Source organism: Pandoraea thiooxydans (assembly GCF_001931675.1).
Taxonomy (GTDB): domain Bacteria; phylum Pseudomonadota; class Gammaproteobacteria; order Burkholderiales; family Burkholderiaceae; genus Pandoraea; species Pandoraea thiooxydans.
Map to the genome: position 1 here is coordinate 2858608 of NZ_CP014839.1, position 26349 is coordinate 2884956.

At 61.5% G+C, this 26349-nt stretch carries 21 protein-coding genes and 1 tRNA gene; 6 read left to right on the forward strand and 16 right to left on the reverse strand.

Annotated elements, in window-relative coordinates:
* Positions 1-93 precede the first annotated feature (93 nt).
* Positions 94-522 (reverse strand): hypothetical protein, encoded by a 429-nt coding sequence (locus tag PATSB16_RS13145; protein WP_047214563.1) that lies wholly within the window; start codon positions 520-522, stop codon positions 94-96.
* A 245-nt stretch (positions 523-767) separates the two neighbouring features.
* On the opposite strand from PATSB16_RS13145, the gene PATSB16_RS13150 reads away from it, so the two are divergent.
* Entirely contained in the window at positions 768-1040 is a 273-nt protein-coding gene (locus PATSB16_RS13150; RefSeq protein WP_047214564.1) for a hypothetical protein, read from the forward strand.
* Between the two features lie 52 nt (positions 1041-1092).
* Here the strand turns inward: PATSB16_RS13150 and PATSB16_RS13155 are convergent, their stop codons facing one another.
* Both PATSB16_RS13155 and PATSB16_RS13160 read right to left on the reverse strand, forming a co-directional pair.
* Complete coding sequence (locus PATSB16_RS13155; protein ID WP_047214565.1) at positions 1093-1563, reverse strand: cyanophycin metabolism-associated DUF1854 family protein; 471 nt, start codon at positions 1561-1563, stop codon at positions 1093-1095.
* Between the two features lie 18 nt (positions 1564-1581).
* Positions 1582-3900, reverse strand: coding sequence for a cyanophycin metabolism-associated ABC transporter (locus PATSB16_RS13160; RefSeq protein WP_047214566.1), 2319 nt, complete (start codon positions 3898-3900; stop codon positions 1582-1584).
* A 258-nt stretch (positions 3901-4158) separates the two neighbouring features.
* Between PATSB16_RS13160 and PATSB16_RS13165 the strand changes: the two genes are divergently transcribed.
* Together PATSB16_RS13165 and cphA are read left to right on the forward strand one after the other, a co-directional pair.
* On the forward strand, positions 4159-6381 hold the full coding sequence (locus PATSB16_RS13165; protein WP_083566773.1) for a cyanophycin synthetase: 2223 nt from the start codon (positions 4159-4161) through the stop codon (positions 6379-6381).
* A 20-nt stretch (positions 6382-6401) separates the two neighbouring features.
* Complete coding sequence (gene cphA, locus PATSB16_RS13170; protein ID WP_047214567.1) at positions 6402-8984, forward strand: cyanophycin synthetase; 2583 nt, start codon at positions 6402-6404, stop codon at positions 8982-8984.
* 59 nt (positions 8985-9043) lie between these two features.
* On the opposite strand, the gene PATSB16_RS13175 is transcribed toward cphA, so the two are convergent.
* Together PATSB16_RS13175 and PATSB16_RS13180 are read right to left on the reverse strand one after the other, a co-directional pair.
* A complete protein-coding gene (locus PATSB16_RS13175; protein ID WP_047214568.1) occupies positions 9044-9517 on the reverse strand; it encodes a WbuC family cupin fold metalloprotein in 474 nt (157 codons plus the stop codon).
* 167 nt (positions 9518-9684) lie between these two features.
* Positions 9685-9761, reverse strand: a tRNA-Pro gene (locus PATSB16_RS13180).
* Positions 9762-9898: 137 nt separating this feature from the next.
* Here PATSB16_RS13180 and PATSB16_RS13185 point away from each other — a divergent pair.
* Entirely contained in the window at positions 9899-10375 is a 477-nt protein-coding gene (locus tag PATSB16_RS13185) for a SixA phosphatase family protein (RefSeq protein WP_047216555.1), read from the forward strand.
* A 191-nt stretch (positions 10376-10566) separates the two neighbouring features.
* Positions 10567-11394: a GNAT family N-acetyltransferase gene (locus PATSB16_RS13190; protein WP_047214569.1), complete on the forward strand. Its 828-nt coding sequence runs from the start codon at positions 10567-10569 to the stop codon at positions 11392-11394.
* Positions 11395-11452: 58 nt separating this feature from the next.
* Here the strand turns inward: PATSB16_RS13190 and ppx are convergent, their stop codons facing one another.
* Complete coding sequence (ppx, locus tag PATSB16_RS13195; RefSeq protein ID WP_047214570.1) at positions 11453-12958, reverse strand: exopolyphosphatase; 1506 nt, start codon at positions 12956-12958, stop codon at positions 11453-11455.
* A 172-nt stretch (positions 12959-13130) separates the two neighbouring features.
* Here ppx and ppk1 point away from each other — a divergent pair, with 172 nt between their 5' ends.
* Complete coding sequence (gene ppk1 / locus PATSB16_RS13200) at positions 13131-15191, forward strand: polyphosphate kinase 1 (RefSeq protein WP_047216557.1); 2061 nt, start codon at positions 13131-13133, stop codon at positions 15189-15191.
* A 60-nt stretch (positions 15192-15251) separates the two neighbouring features.
* Here ppk1 and phoR read toward each other — a convergent pair whose 3' ends face one another.
* The 10 genes from phoR to ftsH all read right to left on the reverse strand — a co-directional run bounded on the left by phoR (position 15252) and on the right by ftsH (position 26318).
* Positions 15252-16598 (reverse strand): phosphate regulon sensor histidine kinase PhoR, encoded by a 1347-nt coding sequence (gene phoR, locus PATSB16_RS13205; protein ID WP_047214571.1) that lies wholly within the window; start codon positions 16596-16598, stop codon positions 15252-15254.
* 76 nt (positions 16599-16674) lie between these two features.
* Entirely contained in the window at positions 16675-17376 is a 702-nt protein-coding gene (gene phoB, locus PATSB16_RS13210) for a phosphate regulon transcriptional regulator PhoB (protein ID WP_047214572.1), read from the reverse strand.
* A gap of 26 nt (positions 17377-17402) precedes the next feature.
* Positions 17403-18110, reverse strand: coding sequence for a phosphate signaling complex protein PhoU (phoU, locus tag PATSB16_RS13215; RefSeq protein ID WP_047214573.1), 708 nt, complete (start codon positions 18108-18110; stop codon positions 17403-17405).
* A 20-nt stretch (positions 18111-18130) separates the two neighbouring features.
* Positions 18131-18913, reverse strand: a complete 783-nt coding sequence (gene pstB, locus PATSB16_RS13220; RefSeq protein WP_047214574.1) for a phosphate ABC transporter ATP-binding protein PstB — start codon at positions 18911-18913, stop codon at positions 18131-18133.
* Positions 18914-18928: 15 nt separating this feature from the next.
* A complete protein-coding gene (pstA, locus tag PATSB16_RS13225; RefSeq protein WP_047214575.1) occupies positions 18929-19822 on the reverse strand; it encodes a phosphate ABC transporter permease PstA in 894 nt (297 codons plus the stop codon).
* Entirely contained in the window at positions 19819-20802 is a 984-nt protein-coding gene (gene pstC / locus PATSB16_RS13230) for a phosphate ABC transporter permease PstC (protein ID WP_047214576.1), read from the reverse strand. Before pstC ends, pstA begins: the two co-directional genes overlap by 4 nt.
* Positions 20803-20873: 71 nt before the next feature.
* The gene (gene pstS / locus PATSB16_RS13235; protein ID WP_047214577.1) at positions 20874-21908 is read right to left on the reverse strand and encodes a phosphate ABC transporter substrate-binding protein PstS; all 1035 of its coding nucleotides are present in this window, start codon (positions 21906-21908) and stop codon (positions 20874-20876) included.
* Positions 21909-22101: 193 nt separating this feature from the next.
* Complete coding sequence (gene glmM / locus PATSB16_RS13240; protein ID WP_047214578.1) at positions 22102-23451, reverse strand: phosphoglucosamine mutase; 1350 nt, start codon at positions 23449-23451, stop codon at positions 22102-22104.
* Between the two features lie 7 nt (positions 23452-23458).
* The gene (gene folP, locus PATSB16_RS13245) at positions 23459-24337 is read right to left on the reverse strand and encodes a dihydropteroate synthase (protein WP_072628648.1); all 879 of its coding nucleotides are present in this window, start codon (positions 24335-24337) and stop codon (positions 23459-23461) included.
* 100 nt (positions 24338-24437) lie between these two features.
* Positions 24438-26318 carry an ATP-dependent zinc metalloprotease FtsH gene (gene ftsH, locus PATSB16_RS13250; RefSeq protein ID WP_047214580.1) on the reverse strand — a complete coding sequence of 627 codons (1881 nt, stop codon included), beginning with the start codon at positions 26316-26318 and terminating at the stop codon, positions 24438-24440.
* Between the last annotated feature and the right edge of the window lie 31 nt (positions 26319-26349).

Genomic DNA, 26349 nt, shown 5'->3' on the forward strand with positions numbered 1-26349 from the left:
ACTGACTGACACCGCAGCGCGGCGCTCGATCGCCGGAATAAAAAACGCCACCGCAAAACATGCGGTGGCGTTTTGACTTGAGCGGCTTGCCGGTTACTTGCAGGCCTTGCCGTGATCGGGACGGAAGCCTTTGGCCTTGGCCTCGGCTTCGCTCATATAAGCGCCGTTCTTGGTCTTGCCGTAGAAACGATCGCCCTGGCAATGATAGACCTTCGAGGTGTTGTTCACCCATACCTTGCCCGCACCGCCGCCCATCGCGGGCGCTTTTTCGGCGGCGGGCGCCGCGGCGCTCGTGGCTGCACCCGCGGCTGCCTTGGGTTCGGCTTTCATTTTGGCGGTGGCGGCCTTGTCGACGCCGCCGTGACCGCGGCATGCGCCTCTCATCGATTTGCCGGAGTAGGACGTGCCGTCCTTGCAAACCGCGCTGACCGACGCGGCCGCTGGCGTGGATTCCGTTTTCGCAAAAGCGCTCGACATCACCAAAACAGCACCTGCAGCCATCGTCAAAAGCAGTTTCTTCATGACATTCCCCAAGAGGCGCACGGAATTACGTGCGTCTTCCGTTAACGTGGTCATCCCAAAAACGATGACGCGCACTGAAATCTTTAACATTTTTTTACAAAATCACCCTCTCGCCCCCCCCCCGCCCTGTCGACTTGGCGCCACGTCCCGGCCATCGGCAAGTGCAGACGGCGCGCTTCTGATCTATATTGAAAACGCTTGCGGGGGGCGTCAATCCAACCGATCGACCGTCAGGAGGTCTCGACATGCGTTCATTTTTTAGCGTATTCAACTCGCCTGCGCCAGAAAAACTGGCGGAAAAAGAACTGCAGGAAATGCGGCTGACGTTATTCCAGGCCGAGCGGCGCCTGCTGGAGGCGCAATTGCAGGTCGATTACTACCGGAATCTCATCGGATTCCTTGAAGAGGTCTCGACAGTCGGCGTGGAGAGCGTTGCCGACAAACAGAAAGCGGCGCCTCAGGCGCCACGGGTGGCGCCGGTCGCGCCCAATTTCGTCGCGGTATCGTCGGCGGCTTAACGGCCATCACACAGCGCGCCGGACCGCGCAGGCGATCGGGCGCGCTGCCGCTTTACAGGAATCTATCGAGAATCTTGCGGCTGCCGCTGTCCAGCGCATGCTGGTCGCGAATCAGGAAATGTATGCCGTGGCTGTCGGTAACCAACAGCATCGGCGAAGCCAGGCGACGGATGTCGTCCTCGCCCTTGAGCACGAATGTCGTGGGGCCGCGATCGGTCTCCACGGTCCAGGTGCTCGGGGTGTAGAAACTGGAGACCTGCCGGATGCGCTGGATCTCCGGCATGAAATCGCGATTGGCCAATTCCTCCTCGATCATGGCCCGGATCGCCGGCGACACGTCCGCCAGTTGCGCGATCCACGCCAGCTCATGGCCATCGGCATCGACCAGCGCGATGCCCTGCTCCGGGGACGAGATCGGAAAAGCGCGCACCGGCGCCACGCCCTCGTATGTGGCACCGTCCTGCGCGTGCAGAACCAGCCGGCCGAAGGCGTTGCGCGTCAATGTGAAACTGTGTATCGACATCGGGTGTGCTCTCTTCTTTCAGGCCGCGCTCTGCACAACCTCTTCCTCGGCCCAGGCGGCCTCGGCCGACGTATCGGAGTCCTCGGTATCGACTTGCCGGGCCTGCGCCTGATACAGGCGGTAGTAAGCGCCGTTTCGATCGATCAGTTCTTCGTGCTGCCCCACTTCGACGACCTCGCCACGATCGAGTACGACCAGCCGGTCGGCGCGTCGCAAGGTGCTCAGGCGGTGCGCGATCGCGATGGTGGTACGGCCCCGCACGAGGTTATCGAGCGCCTTCTGGATCTCTTTCTCCGTGGCGGTATCGACCGACGAGGTCGCTTCGTCCAGGATCAGGATGCGCGGATTGATCAGCAATGCCCGCGCAATCGAGATGCGCTGGCGCTCGCCACCCGAGAGTGCCTGACCGCGCTCGCCGACCAGCGAATCGTAACCATGCGGCAGGCGCAAAATAAATTCGTGCGCGTGCGCCGCGCGGGCCGCGGCGATGATCTCGTCCCGACTCGCGTCGGGCTTGCCATACGCGATGTTCTCGGCAATCGTACCGAAAAACAGGAATGGCTCCTGCAGCACCAGACCGATGTTGCGGCGGTACTCGCTCACCGGCAAGGCCCGGATATCGGCGCCGTCGATCCGGATCGAGCCTTCCGAGACGTCGTAGAAGCGGCAAATCAAATTGACCAGCGTGCTCTTGCCCGAGCCGCTGTGGCCGACCAGGCCGATCATCTCGCCGGGAGAAATGCTCAGATTGACCCCGCGCAGCACTGCCCGGTTGCCGTACCGGAAGCCGACGTTGCGAATCTCGATTTGCCCCTTGACGTGCGGCAGGTGCACCGGATTGGCGGGTTCGGGCACGCTGGAGACATGATCGAGAATATCGAAGATGCGCTTGGCGCCTGCAGCCGCCTTCTGCGTGAACGAAACGATGCGGCTCATCGAGTCGAGTCGGGTGTAAAAGCGCGTGATATAGGCAAGGAATGCGACCAGCACACCGACCGTGATCTGATGCTTCGATACCTGCCAGATACCGAACACCCAGACAATCAACAGGCCGACTTCCGTGAGCAGCGTGACCGTGGGCGAGAACAACGACCAAACCGTGTTGACGCGGTCGTTGATCGCCAGATTGCGGTCATTGGCTTCCCGAAATCGCGTGACTTCGCGCTTTTCCTGGGCAAACGCCTTGACCACCCGAATGCCGGGAATCGTATCGGTCAGCACATTGGTGATTTCCGACCATACCCGGTCGACCTTTTCAAAGCCGTGACGCAACTGATCGCGCACGATGTGGATCATCCAGGCAATGAAGGGCAACGGGACCAGCGTGACCAGCGCAAGCCAGGGGTTGATCGAGCAAAGGATGATCGCGGTCATGACGATCATCAGCACGTCGGTGGCGAAATCCAGCAGATGCAGCGACAAAAACACGCAAATGCGATCGCTTTCGCTGCCGATCCGGGCAATCAGGTCGCCGGTGCGCTTGCCGCCGAAATATTCGAGCGACAAATGCTGCAAGTGCTCATACGTGGAGGTGCGCAAGTCGGCGCCAATGCGCTCGCTGACCCACGCCAGAATATAAGTGCGCCCCCAGCCCAATACCCAGGCCGCCAGCGCGGAAAGCAGCAAACCGCCCAGGTAGAGCCGTACCAGCCCGTAGTCGATCGACTTGCCGTCCTGGAACGGTATCAACACCTTGTCCATCAGCGGCATCGTCAGGTACGGCGGCACGAGCGTGGCGGCAGTTGCCGCCAGCGTCAGCAGAAATCCTGCCAGCAGCTGCAGGTTGTACGGTCTGGCGAAGCGCCACAGTCGCAGCAACGCCCACGTCGACGGCGGCGACAGTGCTTCTGTGTCGCATGTCGGGCAAATTTCCTGTTGCGGGTCGAGCACCATCTGGCACTTGGGGCAAATGGCGGGGGCAGGCGCTTGGGCGGGATGCCCGGACACCGCACTATCGCGCTGCCGCTCGAAGTGATCGAGCAAGCGAAGCGCCGCGTTATTGCGCCCGAGCGTGTAATGCCAGCAGCCCAGGCGCGCCTGGGCGTCGCATAACTCCAGGCTGCCGACCCCCGCATGATCGCGGTGCCGCAGCGCCAGCCCCTCGCGATAGCGCCACGCCTGCCATTGCGGCTCCTCCTGCCCTTTGGCCAGCAGCCGTCCGTCGGTGACGATCAGCAGGCCGCTCGCGAAGTGCAGGCGTCGATCGACGTCGAGCTCGAGCCAGGCAAGGATTTTTTCGCCGTCGGCCAATTGCGCGGCGACCTCGTGGCGCCAGGCCTCGGGGATGCCGCCGGCGTCGGCAGCCAAAACGCGGGGATTGGGGGATTCGGTCTTCATCGGTACGACACAGTGTCCCTCAAAATGGACATCTCATGAATTTTCTTTGCAAAACAACGCCACGCCGCAGGGCCACCCCCATCGTCACCGGCGCCCAATAGTATAACGAAGCGGCCCCCCGCAGCTGCCCGGTCAAGGACAGATATTTTTTACATTTTTATGTAAACCATTCCCGGGCGAGGACGTTAACCCAGCATTACGCCAATTTCCGACCGATTCCCGGTCGCCCCCAGGCCTAACGAGCTCACTACGCCCTACATGCCAAAAAAAGACATTGATATTCTGGATGTCAAGTCGCTGCGCGGACCAAACATCTGGACCTACCGCCCCGTTCTGGAGGCTTGGGTCGACATTGGCGAATTGGAGGATTTCCCGTCCAATACCATTCCGGGCTTCTACGAACGCCTGTCGACGTGGATTCCGACCCTGATCGAGCATCGCTGCAGCATCGGGGAGCGTGGCGGATTTCTGCAACGGCTGCGAGAAGGCACCTGGCCCGGCCATATTCTGGAACACGTCACGCTCGAGCTGCAAAACCTGGCCGGCATGCCCGGCGGCTTCGGCAAGGCGCGGGAAACCGCGACGCGCGGCGTCTACAAGGTGATCGTGCGCGCCTGGCACGAGGAGGTCACCCGCGCCGCACTGTATGCCGCGCGCGACCTGGTGATGGCTGCCATCGAGGACCGCAGCTATGACGTGGACGCCGCTGTGGCACGCCTGCGCGACATGACCGACTCGCTGTGTCTGGGCCCGAGCACCGCCTGCATCGTCGACGCCGCGGACGACCGCGACATCCCCGCGATTCGCCTGAACGAAGGCAACCTGGTCCAGTTGGGCTATGGCGCGAGCCAGCGCCGCATCTGGACGGCCGAGACCGATCGGACCAGCGCGATCGCCGAGAGCATCTCGCGCGACAAGGATTTGACCAAGCGCCTGCTCAGCGCCTGCGGTGTGCCGGTGCCCGAAGGCCGTCTGGTGGAAAGCGCCGAAGACGCCTGGGACGCGGCCGAGGACATCGGCGTGCCGGTGGTGGTCAAGCCGTGTGACGCGAACCACGGGCGCGGGGTATTTACCAATCTGCGCACGCGCGCCGAGATCGAGGCGGCATTCGCCGTAGCCGACGAGGAAGGCAGCGGCGTGCTGGTCGAGCGCTTCGTGCCTGGCAACGAGCATCGCCTGCTGGTGGTCGGCCGCCGGGTCGTCGCCGCCGCGCGCGGCGAACCGGTATCGGTCATTGGCGACGGCCGCTCGACCATCCGCGAATTGATCGAGCAGCAAATCAATACCGACCCGCGCCGCGGCAGTCTGGAAGATTCGCCGCTCAATCCCGTGCGGCTGGACTCCGCGGCACGGCTGGAGATTGCGCGGCAAGGGTTCGAGGGGGACTCGATTCCGCCGGCCGGCCAGTCCGTGCTGATCCAGCGCAACGGCAATGTCGCGATCGATGTGACCGATCAGGTCCACCCGAGCGTCGCCGCGCATGTCGCGCTGGCCGCGCGCGTGGTTGGCCTCGACATTGCCGGCGTCGACCTGGTCGCCGAAGATATTTCGCAACCCCTCGAAGGCCAGCGCGGCGCCATCGTCGAAGTCAACGCCGGACCAGGCCTGCTGATGCATTTGAAGCCCGCCGAGGGCAAGCCCCGTCCGGTCGGACAAGCCATTATTCAGCATCTGTTCCCACCCGGTGACAGCGGCCGCATCCCGGTGGTCGGCATCACCGGCACGCGGGGCAAGACCCTGGTGGCGCGCCTGGTGGCACGGCTGCTTCAGCTCAACGGGCAGCGTGTCGGCCTGGCTTGCAGCGACGGCCTGTTCCTGGGGCGTCGGCAAATCCAGCAGGCTAACGCCGCCAATTGGCAAGGTGCGCGCAAGGTACTGCTCAATCGCGCGGTCGAAGCCGCGGTCTGCGAGAACGGCAGCCGCTCGATTCTGGGCGAGGGCCTGGCCTACGACCGTTGCCAGGTCGGCGTGATCACCAATCTCGACCCCGATGCGCCGCTGCCCGAATACTCGATCAATGAACCCGAGCAGATGGCCAATGTCCTGCGCACACAAGTCGATGTGGTGTTGCCCGACGGCGTGGCAGTACTCAATGCCGACGACGCACGGGTTGCCGAGATGGCATCGCTGTGCGACGGCGAAGTCATTTTCTTCAGCTTCGCGCCCACGTCGCCGACGCTGGCGGCACATCGCGCGATCGGCGGACGATGCGTGTTTGCCCGCGACGGCTATCTGATCATGGCGCGCGGCCAGGACGAAATGCCGCTGGTCGAACTGGCGTCGGTGCCGGTCGCACGGCCAGGCCAGCCGCGCCTGCAGGTCGAGAACGTGCTGGCTGCGGTCGGCGCGGCGTGGGCGTTGGACATCCCGGCGGGGCTGCTGCGCACCGGTATCGAAACATTTGCGCTGAATCACGCCGCGCCGGCCAGCGGCCCCAACAGTCATGGTGCGGGCGCACGCAGCGCCGCGGCGCCAGCCTAAGACAGGAAAGCACAGCAATCATGGAAGTATCGCGAATTCGGGCGTTGCGCGGCCCCAACCTATGGAGCCGGCGCACCGCCATCGAGGCCATCGTCAAGTGCACCGAGGCCGAATGTTCGATCGACAATCTGCCTGGCTTCGAAGCCAGGCTGCGCTCCCGCTTTCCAGAGATCGGCATGTTGCAACCGGAGGGCATCCAGCAACCGCTCTCGCTGGCCCACGCCCTCGAGGCCGCCGCGCTCGGCCTGCAGGCGCAGGCCGGCTGCCCGGTGACCTTCAGCCGTACCGCCGCCACAGTCGAGCCGCACGTCTATCAAGTGGTGGTCGAATATACCGAGGAGGCGGTCGGCCGCTTTGCCTTTGAATTGGCCGAGGTGTTATGCCGCGCGGCCAAGCGCGATACCTCGTTCGATCTGGCCGACGCTTTGGCACGCCTGCGCGAGCTGGACGAGGATGTGCGCCTGGGCCCGAGCACCGGCGCGATCGTGAGCGCGGCAGTCGCGCGCGGCATTCCGTATCACCGCCTGACCGAGGGCAGCATGGTGCAATTCGGCTGGGGCAGCCGGGCACGGCGCATTCAGGCCGCCGAGTCGAGCGCCACCAGTGCAATCGCCGAGTCGATCGCACAGGACAAGGAACTGACCAAAAGCCTGCTCGCCGTGGCCGGCGTGCCGGTGCCGCAGGGACGCACGGTAGTCGACGCCGAAGATGCCTGGGCGGCGGCATGCGAGATCGGCGGGCAAGTCGTCGTCAAGCCGCGCGACGGCAATCAGGGCAAAGGCGTCGCGGTCAATATCGAGTCCCGCGAGCAGATCATGACGGCCTATGAAGCCGCGGCGCAAATCAGCTCGGAAGTGATCGTCGAGCGGCACATCGCCGGACACGATTTCCGTTTGCTGGTGGTAGGCGACAAACTGGTTGCCGCGGCACGGCGCGATCCGCCGCAGGTCATCGGCGACGGCGTCCAGACGATTCGCGAGCTGGTCGAGCAAATCAACTGCGATCCGTTGCGCGGCGAGGGCCACGCGACTTCGTTGACCAAGATCCGTCTCGACGAGATTGCGCTGGCAACCCTCGACAAGCAAGCCTACACGGCCGATTCGGTGCCCCCGAAGGGCAAGCGTGTGGTGTTGCGCAACAATGCCAACCTCAGCACCGGCGGCACCGCCACCGATGTCACCGACGACGTGCACCCGGAAGTGGCCGAACGTGCCATCGCCGCCGCGCAGATGGTCGGCCTGGACATCTGCGGGGTCGATATGGTGTGCGAGACCGTGCACAAACCGCTCGAGGAGCAAGGCGGCGGTATCGTCGAAGTCAATGCCGCGCCGGGTCTGCGCATGCACCTGAGTCCGTCATATGGCAAAAGCCGGGCGGTGGGCGAGGCAATCATCTCGGCCATGTTCGATGGCGACGACGACGGGCGCGTCCCGGTGGTGGCGGTGGCCGGCACCAACGGCAAGACAACCACGGTGCGGCTCACCGCGCATTTGCTGGCCGCCAGTGGCCGGCGCGTGGGCATGACCAATTCGGATGGCGTCTACATCCAGAAGCAGCGGATCGACACCGGCGACTGCAGTGGCCCGAAGAGTGCGCGCAATGTGCTGATGCACCCCGACGTCGACGCGGCAGTGCTCGAAACCGCACGCGGCGGAATTTTGCGGGAGGGTCTCGGGTTCGATCGCTGTGACGTCGCGATCGTCACCAATATCGGCATGGGCGACCACCTCGGCCTGAACTTCATCAGCACCGTGGAAGATCTCGCCGTGGTCAAGCGCGTCATCGTGCAGAACGTGGCGCCGCATGGCACCGCCGTATTGAATGCCGCCGATCCGATGGTAGCCAACATGGCGGATACCTGCCCGGGGTCGGTGATTTACTTCGCGCGTGAGCGCAACCATCCGGTCATGGCCACTCACCGCGCCCAGGGCAAGCGCGTCGTGTACACGGAAAATGGCCATATCGTCGCCGCCGAAGGGCACCTTGAGTACCGTGTTGCGCTGACCACCGTTCCGCTCACCGCCAACGGGCTGATCACCTTCCAGGTGGAAAACGCCATGGCAGCCACGGCCGCGGCCTGGGCGCTGGGACTCGACTGGGATACCATCCGCGCCGGGCTGGCGACCTTCGTCAACGATGCGGGTACCGCGCCGGGGCGGTTCAATATGTTCGATTACCACGGCGCGACCCTGATCGCCGACTACGGCCACAACCCGGATGCGATTCTGGCGCTGGTCGATGCGATCGACGCATTGCCGGCCAAGCGCCGCGTGACGGTCATCAGCGGCGCCGGCGACCGCCGCGACGTCGACATCCGCCGTCAGACGGAGATCCTGGGCGATGCCTTCGACGAAGTGATTCTGTACGAGGATCAGTGCCAGCGGGGTCGGGCCGACGGGGAGGTATTGGCGCTGTTGCGCGAGGGCCTGAAAAACGCCAAGCGCGCCGCCGTCACGGAGGAAGTGCGCGGCGAATTCCTCGCCATCGACATGGCGCTCGAGCGCCTGGCCCCAGGCGATCTGTGCCTGATTCTGGTGGATCAGGTGGAAGAAGCGCTCACGCACATCGCGCAGCGGATCGCTGAAGCGGATAACGCGGCGTAGGTGCATGCCGGGCGGCCATCGAGGCCGCCCGGCGCCGATTATTCAACTCGCAAACCGCCTCAAGCCGGCCAGCGATCGCCAACGGCGGCTGTCATGCACCATGCCATGAATGCCTGCGCCTGCGGCGTGCCCGCCTCGGCCGACCAGGGCGCGTAGTCGGCGTCGACGAATGGCCGATACGGCCCGTGCTTGACCTCGAAAATCACGCCGCCGCCGTCAAGCGATACAACCGTGTGCAAGGTATCCGGCGGCGTCTCGACGACGGCCGCGCCGGCGCCGAGTGTCGTGCGGCCCGTCACCACGCCCTGCCGGTCGAATTCAAGCACCGCAAAGCGGCCACGCAACGGCAACAGCAACTCCCAGGTGTGCCCATGACGGTGCGGCCGGATATACGTGCCCGGCTCCATCGCAATGGCCAAGCGCTGGATCGGATCGCTCAATTCGGCATGCAGGTTGTGGTTCATGCGCAGGCGTGGCGATTGGCGAGCGGCGTCGGCCAGCACGTCGAGTTGGTCGGAAGGAAGAGTTTTCACGGAAGTTTTCCTGCGATGGAAGACTCTCGGCGGGGCGTCGCCCGCTCGCGCCTGCGTTGCGCGGGGCCGCTGAAGGCAGGCGGCCCGCGACTCGGGGCAATCGCCGGCAGCGCCGCTCGAGAATTTGGGCTGCGGCCAACGAGGCCGATGAGCCCTGGGGGTTTTCGTGGTCGGAGCGATAGGATTCGAACCTACGACCCTCTGATCCCAAATCAGATGCGCTACCAGGCTGCGCTACGCTCCGACGAAGGGGGCTATTCTATAAGCAAGCACATGCAGCGTCAATGAAACGTTTGCGTTGCCGGGACGTTCCGCGCGCGTTTCACCATAACGCCACGGAACAGCGTCAAGATAGCGTTATTTGCAGCAGTCATGTCACTCATGAATTTGATCCTGTGGCGTCATGCCGACGCGCAACCGCTGCCCGACTCGCTGACCGGCCGGCAAAGCGCCGACCTGGCCCGCGAGCTGACCCCACGCGGCCAAAAGCAGGCGAGCCGTGCGGCCGCCTGGCTGCGGCAACGCTTGCCCGAGGGCACCGTGGTGCTCACCAGCCCGGCCCAGCGCGCGATCCAGACCGCACAAGCGCTGACCGACAATTACCGTGTGGTGCGGGCCATTGCTCCCGGCGCCAGCGCGCTCGACGTGCTGAAGGCCGCCGGCTGGCCCGAGGGTCCGGGCAGCGTGCTGGTGGTTGGACACCAACCGGCACTTGGCCGACTCGCCAGCCTGTTGCTGGCGGGTCAGGAGAGCGACTGGAGCGTCAAAAAGGGCGGCATTTGGTGGCTGGCCTCGCGGCAGCGCGAGGACGACGGGCAAATCGTGCTGCGTGCGGTGATCTCACCCGATTTGCTTTAGAGACTCCCGTCACCGATGTTTGCACTGCGCCGGCAAGAAAAAATCTATTTAGTCATGCTTATCAATTAAAAATTTTTCCGCCGACATCCTGGAACGATTTCGCGTGTCACTGAATTATCGCGGAATTGTCACGGAATAGACATTGCGATTTTTTACATTGTGCGTAATACAGCTGCCATACAGGAAATTGTATGCACGACTTGCCGCACCAGAACATCACCATCGCCGCGACGGCGCCGACACTGAGAAAACCGCTGACGCCGCGTCACGACGATGCGGCGCAACCTCACTTGATCGTCGCCTGGGCCCGCGACAGCGAGGAGATCCGCGAAGCGCAGCATCTCAGATACCGTGTTTTCGCCGATGAGATGGGGGCAACGCTCAAAGGCGCGACCGGCCTGGACATCGATGAATACGACGAGTACTGCGATCACCTGCTGGTGCGCGACAAGGCGTCGCTCAAAGTGGTGGGCACCTATCGGGTGCTACCGCCTCATCAGGCCGGGCGGCTCGGCAAGCTCTATGCGGAAGGCGAATTCGATCTGTCCCGTTTCAAGCATCTGCGTCCCAAGATGCTCGAATTGGGTCGCTCGTGCGTGCATCCCGATTATCGCAGCGGCTCGGTGATCATGACGCTATGGAGCGGGCTCGCGGGCTATATGAAAAAGCACGGCTACGAGACCATGCTCGGCTGCGCCAGCGTGCCGATGGCCGACGGCGGCCATTACGCCGCCAGCCTGTACACACAGTTGCAACAGCGCGCGATGACCTCGCCCGAGTATCGCGCCACGCCCCACATTCCACTGCCGATCGCCGATCTGCAATCGAATCTGGCGGTCGAGCCGCCCGCGCTGATGAAAGGTTATCTGCGCTTGGGCGCCCGTATTTGCGGCGCGCCGGCGTGGGATCCCGATTTCAACACCGCGGATTTTCTGACGCTGTTCAGGCTCTCGGAAATCAACCCCCGCTATGCCCGCCACTTTCTCGGCCAGGCAGCGCTCGACGCCTTGACTTTGTAAAGCGCCGGGGTGAAGGCGCGGCAGCGCGGCACTGTCGCACTCCGCTCGCCTGCCCGCACTAGCGATAGACGACCCGGCAACGCAGGCCGATTTTCTCCCACTCGGCGGCTTCCCGCGTCAGGCTGTAGTCAGTCAACGGGTTGGCGTCGATCCAGGCTTTGGACAGGCTGACCTCGAAGCCGTCGGCCAACTCGGCCACCTCGATGCTGGTCGGCAGGGTATCGGTACGGCGCCGGCAAAACAGCACCGCCAGCCGCAGGCAAAATAACAAACGCCATTCCGGCGCATGAAACTGCGAGCTCAGTTTTCCCAGCTTACCGACATGGCCAAGCAACAACGCCGCCAGGCGGGCTTGATCCTGGCGGGAGAAGCCAGGCATGTCGGCGTTGCTGCCGATGTAGGCCGAGTGCTTGTGGTAGGCGCTGTGTGAAATCGACAGCCCCATCTCATGCAACGACGCGGCCCACAGCAGCAGTTCCTGCTGGGCGGTGCGAACCTCGTCGTCCGGCTCGGGAAACTGCAAATACAGCGTGTTAGCCAGCCGCCCTACCCGCTCGGCCTGGGCGCGATCGACCGAGTAGCGCCGCATGAACTGCGCAACCGTGACAGCGCGCATGTCTTGGCGATGCGAACGGCCGAGCAAGTCGTACAACACGCCGAGGCGCAATGCAGCGTCGGTGGTTTCCATCACATCGATGTCGAATTCGTTGAACACCGACAGCATGATCGCCAACCCGCCCGGCAAGACCGGAATGCGGTCCGACTTGAGACCGCTGAGCTTGACCCGGTTGACGTTTTCCGCACGGATCAAACTCCGCTTCAGGCGCTCGAGCCCAACGCGAGAGAGGCCGGTGACACCATCGTCGTTGAAATTGTTGTCCTCGATCAATTCGGCCAGTGCACGGGCCGTCCCGGACGAGCCGATGGCCTGAGCCCAGCCGGACTCCCGATAGGTTGCGGCGATGATCTGTATTTCGCGCCGCGCCGCGAGCTCGGCCTGCTTCATCGCGTACTCGTCGACGTTGCCGCTGGGGAAAAACTGACGGCTGTGACTGACGCAGCCAATATACAGACTCTCCATGATCAGCGGCTGATAGTCCTGGCCAATGATGAATTCGGTCGAGCCGCCGCCAATGTCGACGACCAGGCGCTGCCCCGCACAGGTCGGCACCGAATGCGAGGCGCCGGCATAGATCAGCCGCGCCTCCTCGCGTCCGGCAATGACCTCGATGGGAAAGCCCAGCGCTTTTTCCGCCTTGGCGAGAAATTCCGAGGCATTCTTGGCAACCCGCAGCGTGTTGGTGGCGACCGCGCGCACGTGATCGGGATGAAAGTCGCGCAGGCGCTCACCGAATCGCTTGATCGCCTCGAGTCCGCGTTTCTGGGATGCGTTGTCGAGATACTTGTCCGCATTGAGCCCAGCGGCGAGCCGTACCGGCTCGCGCAGCGCATCCACCTGATAAATCTGACTGCCTGCGGCGATTTCTTCGACTCGGCCAATAATCAGGCGGAAACTGTTCGAGCCCAGGTCTACCGCGGCCAACAAGTGAGGTTGTGCTGTCATAAGCGCTAGCGTGGTGTCATCGGCAACCTGAGTTACCCAGGCGACGAGCGGCAAAAGCCGACGATAAAATAGAAAGGTGATATGACAATAGCGTGAAAATCATGAATGTCATATAACCGTAACAATCGGTATGAAAAATCACAATACTACTACTGGCGATTTCGGGCAAAAAATGAGCTACCCGCTGCTTAACCGAGAGCTTGGCATTCTGGCTTTCAACGAACGCGTTCTCGCGCAGGCGGCCGATCCGGAAACGCCTTTGCTGGAGCGGCTGCGTTTCATTTGTATCGTCAGCAGCAATCTCGACGAATTTTTCGAGATCCGCGTGGCCGGCCTCAAGGAGCAGATGCGGGATAATCCGGGCGTGCTGACGCAGGACGGCATGACGCACCTGCAAGTCTACACGCAAGTGTCTCAGCAGGCGCAGTCGCTGGTCTCCCGGCAATACGCCATGCTGTCGGATACCCTTCTGCCGCTGCTGGAGAAAGAGGGAATTTTCTTCCATGGCGCCGACGGGTGGAACGACGCGCAAAGGCAGTGGGCCAAGGAAGTGTTCCTGCAGGAGCTGATGCCGGTGCTCACGCCGATCGGTCTCGATCCGGCGCATCCGTTTCCTCGCGTGCTCAACAAGAGCCTGAATTTTGCCGTGGAACTCGAGGGCAAGGACGCCTTCGGCCGCGACGCCGAACTGGCGATCGTGCAGGCGCCACGTTCGCTGCCCCGGCTAGTGGCGATGCCGGCGGCCCTGTCCGGCCATCCGTATGGCTACGTGTTGCTGTCGTCTCTGATGCAGTGCTTTGTCGGAGAGCTGTTCCCGAACCTGACGACCAAGGGCTGCCACCAGTTCCGGGTCACCCGCAATAGCGAATTGTTCGTCGACGAGGACGAAATCACCAATCTGCGCACGGCCCTGCAAGGCGAGCTGCCTGCCCGTCACCTGGGCGACGCGGTGCGGATCGAAGTCGATGCGAACACCCCCGGGCGCTTGATACGCCGGTTGCAAATCGAGTGCGGCCTGAGCGACGCGGACTGCTATCGAGTCAAGGGCCCTGTCAATCTGGTACGGCTGATGCAGTTGCCCGATATGGTCGATCGGCCTGATTTGAAGTTCCTGCCGCATGTGCCGGCGCTACCCAAGCGGCTGGCCAATACCTCGGTAATTTTCGATGCGATCGACCAGGGGGATATCCTGCTGCATCACCCCTACGACAGCTTCCAGCCGGTCCTGGAGCTTCTGCTTCAGGCGGCCAGGGATCCTGCCGTGGTGGCGATCAAACAGACCATCTATCGCACCGGTAACGAGTCGGCGCTGATGGATGCGTTGATGGAAGCCGCCCGCAATGGCAAGGAAGTGACGGTGGTGGTGGAGTTGCTGGCGCGCTTCGACGAAGAAACGAATATCAACTGGGCAGCTCAGTTGGAGGCGGTCGGCGCCCATGTGGTGTACGGTGTGGTAGGCCACAAATGTCACGCCAAGATGCTGCTGATCGTGCGCCGCACGCAAACCGGCAAACAGGTGCGGCTCAAACGCTACGTGCACCTGGGAACCGGCAACTACCATCCGCGCACGGCCCGCTTTTACAGCGATTTCGGCCTGATGACGGCCAATGAGGCGATGTGCCGCGACGTTCACCTGGTGTTCCAGCAACTGACTGGTATCGGCGGGCAAATTACCCTGAGCCATTTGTGGCAGTCGCCGTTCACGCTTCATACGGCATTGCTCGAGGCGATTCGCTTCGAGGCGCGCGCGGCCGAGGCCGGAAAAAAGGCTCGCATCATTGCCAAAATGAATGCGCTGCTCGAGCCAAGCGTGATTGCCGAGTTGTACAAGGCGTCCAAGGCCGGCGTCAAGATCGATCTGATCGTGCGCGGTGTGTGCGCGTTACAACCCGGGGTGCCGGGCCTGTCGGAAAATATCAGCGTGCGCTCGATTGTGGGCCGCTTTCTCGAACACCATCGAATCTATTATTTCCACGCCGGCGGCACGGAGCAGGTGTATCTATCAAGCGCGGACTGGATGGATCGCAACTTCTTTCGCCGCATCGAAGTCGCGTTCCCCGTGCTCGATAAAAAGCTCAAGGCCCGCGTGATTCGCGAAGGTTTGATGGTTCACCTGCGCGATAACCAGTCGTCCTGGATCATGCAAAGCGACGGCCGCTATCAGCGGCGACGCCACGGCAAGCGTCTCTACAACAGCCAAAAGGCGTTGCTGGCGGAGTTGTGCGGTGAATAAGCCTGACTGAGCGCCCTGCCGGGTGGCGGCAGGCGCCGCCCACTGAGTTCAGCGCGCAGTTCAGTCGCGCGAGGCGGATGATGCGGTAGCCGCGTCGCCCTGGACCTGATCCCGCGCGATGCGGCTTGCCGGGAAAACGATGGAGAAGGTGCTGCCCCGCCCTTCCTGGCTCTTGATATCGAGATGGGCCTGATGGCGGGTCAGCACATGCTTGACGATGGCCAGGCCCAGGCCGGTGCCGCCGGTGTCGCGCGAGCGGCTGCGGTCGATGCGATAAAACCGCTCGGTCAAACGCGGAATATGTTGCGCCGGAATCCCCAATCCAGAATCGGTAACGCTGAAGATGGCGCCGCCGTCTTCCGTGCCGCGCCAGTCGATTTTGATTCGTCCCTTGGCCGGCGTGTAGCGCACTGCATTCGAAACCAGGTTGCTGAAAGCACTTTGCAATTCGGTCTCCGACCCCAGCACGGCCAGCCCGCTCTCGCAATCGACCGATATATCGTGAGTCTGGTTGGATAGCCCTGCCGCATCGATACCCAACTGCTTCACAATGCGTTTCATGTCGAGCCGCTGATCGACCGGCGGCAGGGTATTGCCCTCCAGCTTGGCCAAGGTCAGAAGGTCGTCGACGATGTTCTTCATGCGCTCGGCCTGACGCTGCATGATATCGAGGTAGCGCTCCTTCTCTTCCTCGTTCAGCGGAAGCTCTTTCATGGTTTCGAGAAACCCTGAGAGCACGGTCAGCGGCGTTTTCAGCTCGTGCGACACGTTTGCGACGAAATCGCGCCGCATGGTCTCGGTGCGCTCCAGTTGCGTGATGTCGTGCGACAGAATCAGCTTGCGATTGTCGCCATACGGGAACACCTGCACCGACAGAACGTTATTGTGCTGCTCGCCCATATGATGCATGCTGAGCGCTTCATCGTAGCGGTGCATCGCCAGGTAGTGAACGAATTCGGGCTGACGCAACAGGTGCGTGATTTGCTGGCGCACGTCACGCCGCGCATTCAGGCCGAAATGCCGTTCGGAAATGGCGTTGCACCATTCGATCTGGTTGTGCTCGTCGAGCATTACCACGCCATTGGGCGACGCCTGAATCGCCTGGATAAAGCGATTGTGCTGCTGCTCGACTTGTCTGACCTGGTTATGCCAGCGCTTGGCCAGGCGATACAGGCGGTAATAGATCTCGCCCCACATGCCGATCGCACTGGGGACTTCGCCATAGACCGGGGCATCGAGCAGCCGCCATAGACGCTGCGCGTGAAAAGTATTGAAAAAAACCTGCAGCAACAGGGCTGCGATCGCGAAGGCAAACCCGATCTTCGATCCGAAAAGCCAGCCCAGCGCCGCCGCTACCGCGCCGAGCAGGCAAGCCAAGGCAACTGTGCGCGCCCAGATGATATTCATAGCTTAAGCAATTGAACCATGTCCCCCGTGACTGCCATGAACCATGGCAGCGGCACAGCTCGTCTCGCGCGGCATGTCAGGCGGATTTCGTCAGGCGATAGCCACTGCCGCGCACCGTTTCAATCATCGAATCGTAGCCAGTGGGCTTGAGCGCCGAGCGCAATCGCTTGATATGCACGTCTACCGTGCGCTCTTCGACGAACACATGATCGCCCCATACCTGGTCGAGCAACTGAGTGCGGCTGTGCACACGCTCGGGGTGCGTCATGAAAAAATGCAGCAGCCGAAATTCTGTCGGCCCCAGATCCAGTTTGATTTCCTCGCCCTCGCGCTGGCTGGTGACCCGATGAGTAGCCGGGTCGAGGCGCAGACCGTTGACGCTGACGGCGTCCTCGGTCAGCTGTGGCGCCCGGCGGCGCAGCACCGCCTTGATACGGGCCATGAGCTCCTTGGGCGAGAACGGCTTGGTGACGTAATCATCGGCGCCCAACTCGAGTCCCATGATCTTGTCCTGCTCCTCGCTGCGCGCGGTCAACATGATGATCGGGATGTGCTTGGTGCGTTCGTTATTGCGCAGTTCGCGCGCGAAAGCCACTCCTGATTGGCCGGGCAGCATCCAATCGAGCAGAACCAGATCGGGCAACACGTCGCTGATCAGCGTCTGAGCCTGTTCGGCGTTATAGGCGCGAATCGCATAATGACCCGCATGCTGGAGGTTGACCGAAATCAACTCGGAAATCGCTGGCTCATCTTCGACAATCAATATGCTGCTCGGCATTGCATCCTCTCAAACTGTCGCTGGTGTTATTTACCTAACGCTTCCCGTTCCAGATCTTCTTGCGACACATGGCGCACGTCGGTGCCGCGCACGATGTAGATCACGAATTCAGCAATGTTCTTCGCGTGGTCTCCAATGCGCTCGACTGCTTTGGCGATGAACAGAAAATCGAGTCCGACCGAGATGGTGCGCGGGTCTTCCATCATGTAGGTGACGAGTTTTCTGACGAAAGCGCGGAATTCATCGTCGATGGCCTTGTCGTCACGCACGATCTCCGCGGCTTCCGCAACGTCGAGCCGGGCGAACGCATCGAGCGTGCGGCGCAACAGCGCCACTGCCATGTCGCCGGCGATCTTGATCTCGGAATGATTCAATGAATGGCCGGCGGCATCGTCCATGATCCGCCCGGTGCGCTTGGCGATTTTTTCAGCCTCGTCGCCGGCACGCTCCAGGTTGGTGATGGTTTTCGAAATCGCCATGAGCAACCGTAGATCGCGGGCGGCCGGTTGGCGCCGCGCGATGATGTTGCTGCACTCCTCGTCGATTTCGATTTCCATCGCGTTGAGCTTGTGCTCCTGCGCGCGCACGGTCTCGATCAGACCGCGATCGAAATTGTTCAACGCCTGCATCGCATTGACGATTTGAGACTCGACCAAACCGCCCATTTCCAGGACGCGCGAGCATACTTGATTCAGGTCGGTGTCGAATTGACTGGAAAGATGTTTATCTGACATGGCTTCTCCTGCGTCATCGGCTAGCCAAAACGGCCAGTGATGTAGTCCTCGGTTTCCTTGCGGCTCGGCTTGATGAAGATTTTCTCCGTTTCGCCGAATTCGATGAGCTCGCCCAGGTACATATATGCGGTGTGATCGGAGCAGCGTGCAGCCTGCTGCATGTTGTGCGTCACGATGACCACGGTGTATTCGCTCTTGAGTTCGGCGATCAGCTCCTCGATCCGACCGGTGGAGATCGGGTCGAGCGCCGAGCACGGCTCGTCGAGCAGCAACACCTCGGGGCGAATCGCGATGCCGCGGGCGATACACAACCGCTGCTGCTGTCCGCCGGACAGGCCATGGCCGCTCTGATTGAGCTTATCCTTGACTTCACTCCACAACGCCGCTTTGGTCAGCGCCCATTCGATGCGGTCGTCCATTTCGGAGCGCGAGAGCTTTTCGAACAGCCGTACGCCGAATGCGATGTTGTCGTAGATCGACATCGGGAAAGGAGTCGGCTTTTGGAATACCATGCCGACCTTGGCGCGCAGCAATGCGATGTCCTGCTTGGACGTCAGCAAGTTCTCGCCGTCCATCAGAATCTCACCCTCGGCGCGCTGCTCCGGATAAAGGGCATACATCTTGTTGAAGGTGCGCAGCAGCGTCGACTTGCCGCAGCCGGACGGGCCGATGAATGCCGTCACCTTGTGTTCCGGGATGCGCAAATTGACGTTTTTCAGCGCATGGAACTTATCGTAGTAAAAATTGAGGTTGTTGACCTCGATTTTCGGCTTGAAGGAAGTTTCGCTCAACAATGAAGTCATGATCGCCTTGCCAGTTTATTTTTTCGCGAATATCACGCGCGCCAAAATGTTCAATCCGAGCACGCCCAGCGTAATAATGAACACGCCCGCCCAGGCGAGCTGCTGCCAGCCTGCGTAAGGGCTCATCGCAAACTTGTAGATGGTGACCGGCAGGTTCGCCATCGGTTGATTCAAATCCACGCTCCAGAACTGACTGGACAGCGCGGTAAACAGCAGTGGCGCCGTTTCGCCAGCAATCCGGGCCACGGCCAGCAGCACGCCGGTGACAATCCCGGCGACCGAGGCTTTGAGCGTGATCAGCGAAACGATTTTCCATTTCGGCGTACCAAGCGCAAAAGCGGCTTCGCGCAACGCATTCGGCACCAGCTTCAGCATGTTTTCCGTGGTGCGAATGATGATCGGAATTTCCAGCAATGCCAGCGACATGACGCCAGCCCAGCCCGAGAAGCGATCCATGTGCGCCACCATCACCGCATACACGAACAGGCCGATCACGATCGAAGGCGCGGACAGCAGGATGTCGTTGATGAAGCGGATCAAGCTGGCCGGCCAGGACGATTGGCCATATTCGGCCAGATAGACGCCCGCCAGGATGCCCAGCGGCGTACCGATCAGGGTAGCCAGTGAGACGAGGATCAGACTGCCGACGATAGCATTGGCCAATCCGCCCCCGGCCGAGCCGGGCGGCGGCGTTGCCGCCACGAACAAATTCAGCGAGAGCCCGCCGATACCCAGCGTGATCGTGGTGTAGAGGATCCAGAGCAGCCACCACAGACCGAAGGCCATCGCCAGCATGGACAGGGTGATCGCCAGCGCGTTCTTGCGACGGCGCCGAGCCTGGAGCTTGAGTTTTGTGCCGGCGTTGATTTGCTTCAAGGCGGGCGTGATTTCGAGTGAGCGATCGTTCATTTTTTGCCCTCGACCCGCTCAAGACGCAGCAGCATCAATTTCGATAACGACAGCACCACGAAGGTAATAAAAAACAGAATCAGCCCCAACTCCATCAGCGCCGAGGTGTGCAGACCCGGACCGGCTTCGGCAAATTCATTGGCCAGCGCGGACGTGATGCTGTTGCCCGGCGAGTACAGCGACGCGTTGTCGAGGATGTTGGTATTGCCGATCATGAACGTAACGGCCATCGTCTCGCCCAGGGCACGCCCCAACCCGAGCATCACGCCGCCGATGACGCCGCTTTTGGTGAACGGCAGCACGACATTCCACATCACCTCCCAGGTTGTGCATCCGATGCCGTACGCCGACTCTTTGAGCAAAACGGGGGTGACCTCGAAGACGTCGCGCATTACCGACGCGATGTAGGGGATGATCATGATTGCCAGAATCACGCCTGCTGGCAGCAGACCGATGCCCAAGGGCGGCCCCTGAACCAGCGCCCCGATCAGCGGAACGTTGCCCAGCAGGTCGGCCAGCGGCGCCTGGAAGTAAACGCTGAAAATCGGCGCAAAAACCAATAATCCCCACATGCCGTAGACAATGCTGGGGATGGCGGCGAGCAACTCGATGGCAGTGCCGAGCGGACGCCGCAGCCACAGTGGCGACAGCTCCGTGAGAAACAGCGCGATGCCGAAGCTGACCGGCACCGCGATAATCAACGCGATAATCGACGTGACGATGGTGCCGTAGATCGGCACCAGGGCGCCGTACTGATTTGCGACAGGATCCCAGTCGCTGGTCCAGAGAAACCGGAACCCGAATTTATGGATGGTCGGCAGCGACTGTATGCAAAGCGAAATAATGATGCCGCCCAGCAGAATCAATGCAACCAGCGCCGCCAGACGTACGACCGCCGCAAACACAACATCTCCGGTATGCCCAGGAGGTCGTGCCATGCCCGGTGCGAACGGCTTGGAGGAAGTGGTGTCATCAGCCATAAATCGAGCTCTCCCAATACAACGCCGCCCAGGGGTGGGCGGCGTTTGCAACGTTACTTACAGCTTAGGCTTTACTGATAAATCGCCTTGCCGCTTTCATCCTTGATCGACTTCTTCCATGCCTGGCGGATCTGGTTGATCACGCTTTCCGGCAGCGGAATGTAGTCGAGGTCGGAAGCCATCTTAAGACCATTCTTGAACGACCAGTCGAAGAACTTCAACACTTCGGCGCCTTGAACAGGCTTGTCCTGCTTGGTGTGCAGCAGCACGAAGGTCGCGCCGACGATCGGCCAGGCGTTCTTGCCGGGCTCATCGGTCAGGATCTGATAGAACGATTTCGACCAATCCGCGCCGGCTGCGGCCGCCTTGAAGGTTTCTTCTTTCGGCTCGACCACGCTGCCGCTGGTGTTCTTCATGGCAGTGTAGGTCATGTGGTTTTGCTGAACGTAAGCGGACTCGACGTAGCCGATCGCACCGGGCAGGCGCTGCACGAAAGCGGCAACACCCGGGTTGCCGTTACCGCCGGCCGAGGTTGCAGGCCACTTGAGCGACGTACCGACACCCACTTCGCTCTTCCAGGTCGGGCTGACCTTCGACAGATAGTTACTGAAAATGAACGTCGTGCCCGAACCGTCGGCGCGACGAACCAGGACGATCGCCTGATCCGGCAGTTTCACCTTGGGATTCAATGCCTGGATCGCCGGATCATTCCACTTCTTGATCTTGCCCAGGTAGATGTCGGCCAGAACCGGGCCGGACAATACCATTTCACCCGGCTTGACACCCTTGAGGTTCACGACCGGCAGAATCCCGCCGATGACAGTCGGGAACTGGAACAGGCCGTCCTTGGCCAGTTGTTCATCAGTCAGCGGAGCATCCGAGCCGGCGAAGTCAACCGTTTTGGAAATGATCTGCTTGATACCGCCAGAAGAGCCGATACCTTGATAGTTGACCTTGTTGCTGGTCGCCTTTTGATAGGCGTCAGCCCATTTCGTATAGATCGGAGCGGCAAACGTGCTGCCTGCACCGGTGATATCGGCAGCAAAAGCCGAACCAGCAATAACGAGACCTGCCAGGCCAGCCGCTGCCGTTTTCATGAACTTCATGGATCCCCCAATGATTTATGAACGAGATTTGAACACCCCGAAGCTTAGCGACGATATATGACAATATTGTGTCAATTATAGTCTTTCACATGACTGTCATCCAACCCAATTTGCCGAGTTCGATCTGTCGCGCGACAAAAAACGCCTGCCCGGCGAAAGCCTGGCAGGCGTTGCTCGCACGGCGATGATCGCGTCAGCCGCTAACTTCGGATTGCACCGTATTGGCCAGCCGCTCGGCACACTGGGTGGCGATATCGGCCTGATGCGCCTCGACCATGACCCGCAACACCGGCTCGGTACCCGAGGCCCGAATCAGAATACGGCCCGCGCCGGCCAACTCGCGTTCGATCTGCGAGCACTCGCTTTGCAGCGACGCATTGGCTTGCCAGTCATACCCGGCGGGCACTCGCACGTTGATCATGTGCTGCGGGAAAAGATCGACCCCATCCAGTAATCGAGCCAGCGGCTGTTGCGCGCGCTTTAGCGCTGCCAGCACCTGCAGCGCGGAGATGATTCCATCTCCTGTGGTGTGCTTGTCGAGGCACAGAATATGCCCGGAGCTCTCGGCGCCCAGCAGCCAACCACGTGTTCGAAGTTGTTCGAGAACGTAGCGATCGCCAACCTTGGCACGTACAAACTGCACGCCCAACGACTGCAGGGCCAGTTCGATCGCCATGTTTGTCATGACCGTGCCGACCACGCCGCTGACCTCGCCCTGGCGCAAGCGGTCCTTGGCCAGCACGTAGAGAAGCTCGTCGCCGTTGAAGAGTCGTCCATTGCCGTCGACCACTTGCAGCCGATCCGCGTCGCCGTCCAGTGCAATGCCGAGGTCAGCCCGATGCGCTTGCACTGCGCGCACCAGATTGTCCGGTGCCGTCGCCCCATAGCCGTCGTTGATATTGAAACCGTTGGGCTGATTGCCGATGGCGATCACTTCGGCGCCCAGTTCGTGGAATACGTGCGGGGCGATGTGGTAAGCCGCGCCGTGGGCACAATCGATCACCAGTTTCAGGCCGCGCAAGTCATACTCGTTCGGAAACGTGCTCTTGCAGAATTCGATATAGCGGCCGGCTGCATCGTCCAATCGGCGAGCCTTGCCCAGCTCTTCGGAGGCGACGCATTGCATGGGCTCGTCGAGTTGGCGCTCGATGTCCGCCTCGATCCGATCGGCCAGCTTGTTGCCGTCGGCCGAGAAGAATTTGATGCCGTTATCCTGATAAGGATTGTGCGAGGCGCTGATGACGACGCCCGCATTCAAGCGCAGCGCCCGCGTGAGATAGGCTACCGCGGCGGTCGGCATTGGCCCGGCCAGCATGGTATCGACACCCGCGGCGGCGAAGCCGGCTTCCAGCGCTGCCTCGAGCATATAACCGGACACCCGGGTGTCCTTGCCGATCAGCACCGTGGGACGGCCCGATGCCGGCGCGTTCGCCGCCAGCACAATGCCTGCGGCATAACCAAGCCGAAGCACAAAATCCGGCGTAATGGGAGTTTTCCCGACGGTGCCACGAATTCCGTCGGTACCAAAATAACGTCGCTTCATGCCTTCCTCATGCTTGTTCTACTCTGGGAGTGGCGCTCCTGACGGCTTGCCACACTTTCAATGCGTCGACTGTGGGCGCGACATCGTGTACCCGGATGATGAAAGCGCCTCGCTCTGCCGCGCACAGGGCGGCGGCCACGCTGGCGGCCAGCCGCTCGGTCGGCATTTTACGCCCGGTCAGCTGCCCGAGCATGGATTTGCGCGACATGCCGACCAGCACGGGCCACGAACCGTGTGCCAACTCGTCCAGGCGGCCCAACAATGTCAGATTGTGTTCCAGGGTCTTGCCGAATCCAAAGCCCGGGTCGACACAAATGCGGGAGCGGGCGATCCCTTTGGCCTCGAGCATGCTTGCCTGCATCGCCAGAAACTGCCCGACCTCGGCTGCCACGTCGCGGTAACTGGGCGCCGACTGCATGGTCAGCGGATCGTTGAGCATGTGCATGACGCACAGGCCGCATTGGCTGCCGGCGACGGCGTCGACCGCACCGGGCTGACGAAACCCCCAAATATCGTTGATCATATCGGCGCCGGCAGCGAGCGAGGCCCGCATGACGGCCGGCTTGTAGGTATCGATCGACAACGGTACGCCGCACTCCCTGAGCGATTCCACGATCGGAATGACCCGCTCCAGTTCCTGCTCCAGCGGCAAGGCATCGGACCCCGGCCGGCTCGACTCGCCGCCGATATCGATAATATCGGCCCCCTCCGCCAATAGCTGCTCGGCCTGCCGTAACGCGCTATCGCGGGCGATAAATCGACCGCCATCCGAGAATGAATCCGGAGTAACGTTGAGGATGCCCATCACCAGCGGGCGGCTCAGGTCGAGATTGAATCTTCCGCACGTGTAGGAGGCGGAATCTGGCAGCGGTGCAGCGGAACTCATGGCTTGTTTTGGGATTGATCGGGCAAGGGCGCGGTGCAATCGGTACCGCGATAAAAAAGGCCGGCATTAGGCCGGCCCCGATATTGAACGCTTGGTTGTTTTAGATCGTCGCCGGCGCGTTAGTCGGCTTCAAAGGCGCGTTTCCGCCTGGCGGCGTGCTGCCCCCCGAGGCGCCGCCGCTTTTCGGCGGACGCGGCGGCCTGCCGTCCATGATGTCGTTGATCTGGTCGGAATCGATCGTTTCCCAGTCCATCAACGCATGGGTCATGGCTTCGACCTTGTCGCGATTCTCCTCGAGCAGACGCTTGGCCAACGCATACTGTTCGTCGAGAATACGGCGAATCTCCGCATCGACCTTCTGCTGCGTGGCTTCGGAGACCGACTTGGCCGACATGCGCCCGAACACGGATTCCTGTTCGGTGTCGACGTAGACCATCGGCCCCAATGCATCGGACATGCCGTAGCGCGTCACCATGTCGCGCGCCAGTTTCGTGGCACGCTCGAAATCGTTCGAGGCTCCCGTCGACATCTTGTTGAGGAAGACCTCCTCCGCGGCGCGACCGCCGAACAGGATGGCGATCTGAGTCAGCTTGGTGTCGCGGTATTCCGAATAGGTGTCATGCTCGGGCAACTGCCAGGTCACGCCCAGGGCCCAGCCACGCGGCATGATCGTGACCTTGTGCACCGGATCGGCATTGGGCAGCATCTTCGCTACCACCGCATGTCCTGACTCGTGATAAGCCGTCGCCAGCTTTTCCTCTTCGCGCATCACGGCCGACTTGCGCTCCGGCCCCATGAAGATCTTGTCCTTGGCATCTTCGAAATCCTGCATCTCGACGATACGCTTGTTGCCGCGTGCGGCAAACAGCGCCGCCTCGTTGACGAGATTGGCAAGATCGGCCCCGGAGAAACCCGGGGTACCGCGAGCGATCACCGACGGATCGACGTCATTCGCGATCGGTACCTTGCGCAAATGCACTTTGAGAATCTGCTCACGGCCGCGAATGTCAGGCAGGCCGACATACACCTGACGGTCGAAACGGCCCGGACGCAACAGCGCCTTGTCCAGCACGTCGGAACGGTTGGTCGCGGCGATCACGATCACGCCGGAATTGGCGTCGAAGCCATCCATTTCGACCAGCATCTGGTTCAGCGTCTGCTCGCGCTCGTCGTTGCCGCCGCCCATACCGGCACCGCGGTGCCGGCCGACTGCGTCAATTTCGTCGATGAATACGATGCAGGGTGCCTGCTTCTTGGCATTCTCGAACATGTCGCGCACACGAGCCGCGCCGACGCCGACGAACATTTCGACGAAGTCGGAACCGGAAATGCTGAAAAACGGTACCTTGGCTTCGCCCGCAATGGCCCGGGCAAGCAGTGTCTTACCGGTACCTGGCGGGCCGATCAACAACACCCCGCGCGGAATCCGGCCGCCCAGCTTCTGAAACTTTTGTGGATCCTTGAGGAAGTCGACCAATTCGCCGACCTCATATTTGGCCTCGTCGCACCCGGCCACGTCGGCGAACGTGATGACGTTATTGTTCTCGTCGATGAGCCGCGCACGGGATTTGCCGAACGAGAAGGCACCGCCCTTCCCGCCCCCCTGCATCTGTCGCATCATGTAGAACCAGAAGCCGATGATGAGCAGCGTCGGCCCCAGATAGTAGAGCGCCGACATCAAGAGGTTGGGTTCGTCGTCGGCCTTGCCCGACACCTGAACGCCATATTTCATCAGGTCGCCTACCATCCAGATATCGCCCGGCGACACGATCGAATATTTCTGACCGTCGACGGGGGTGACCTGGAGGTTGCGTCCTTGGACGACCACACCCTTGATCTTGCCGTCCTTGGCATCGTTCATGAATTGCGAGTAGCTCACGTTGTTCTGAACGTGTGGCTTGTCGAATTGCTTGAAAACAGTAAACAGCACCAGTGCGATCACCAACCACACTGCCGCCTTGGAAAACATATTGTTGTTCAAAGCGCTACTCCTTCATGAAATCGCTTTGCGC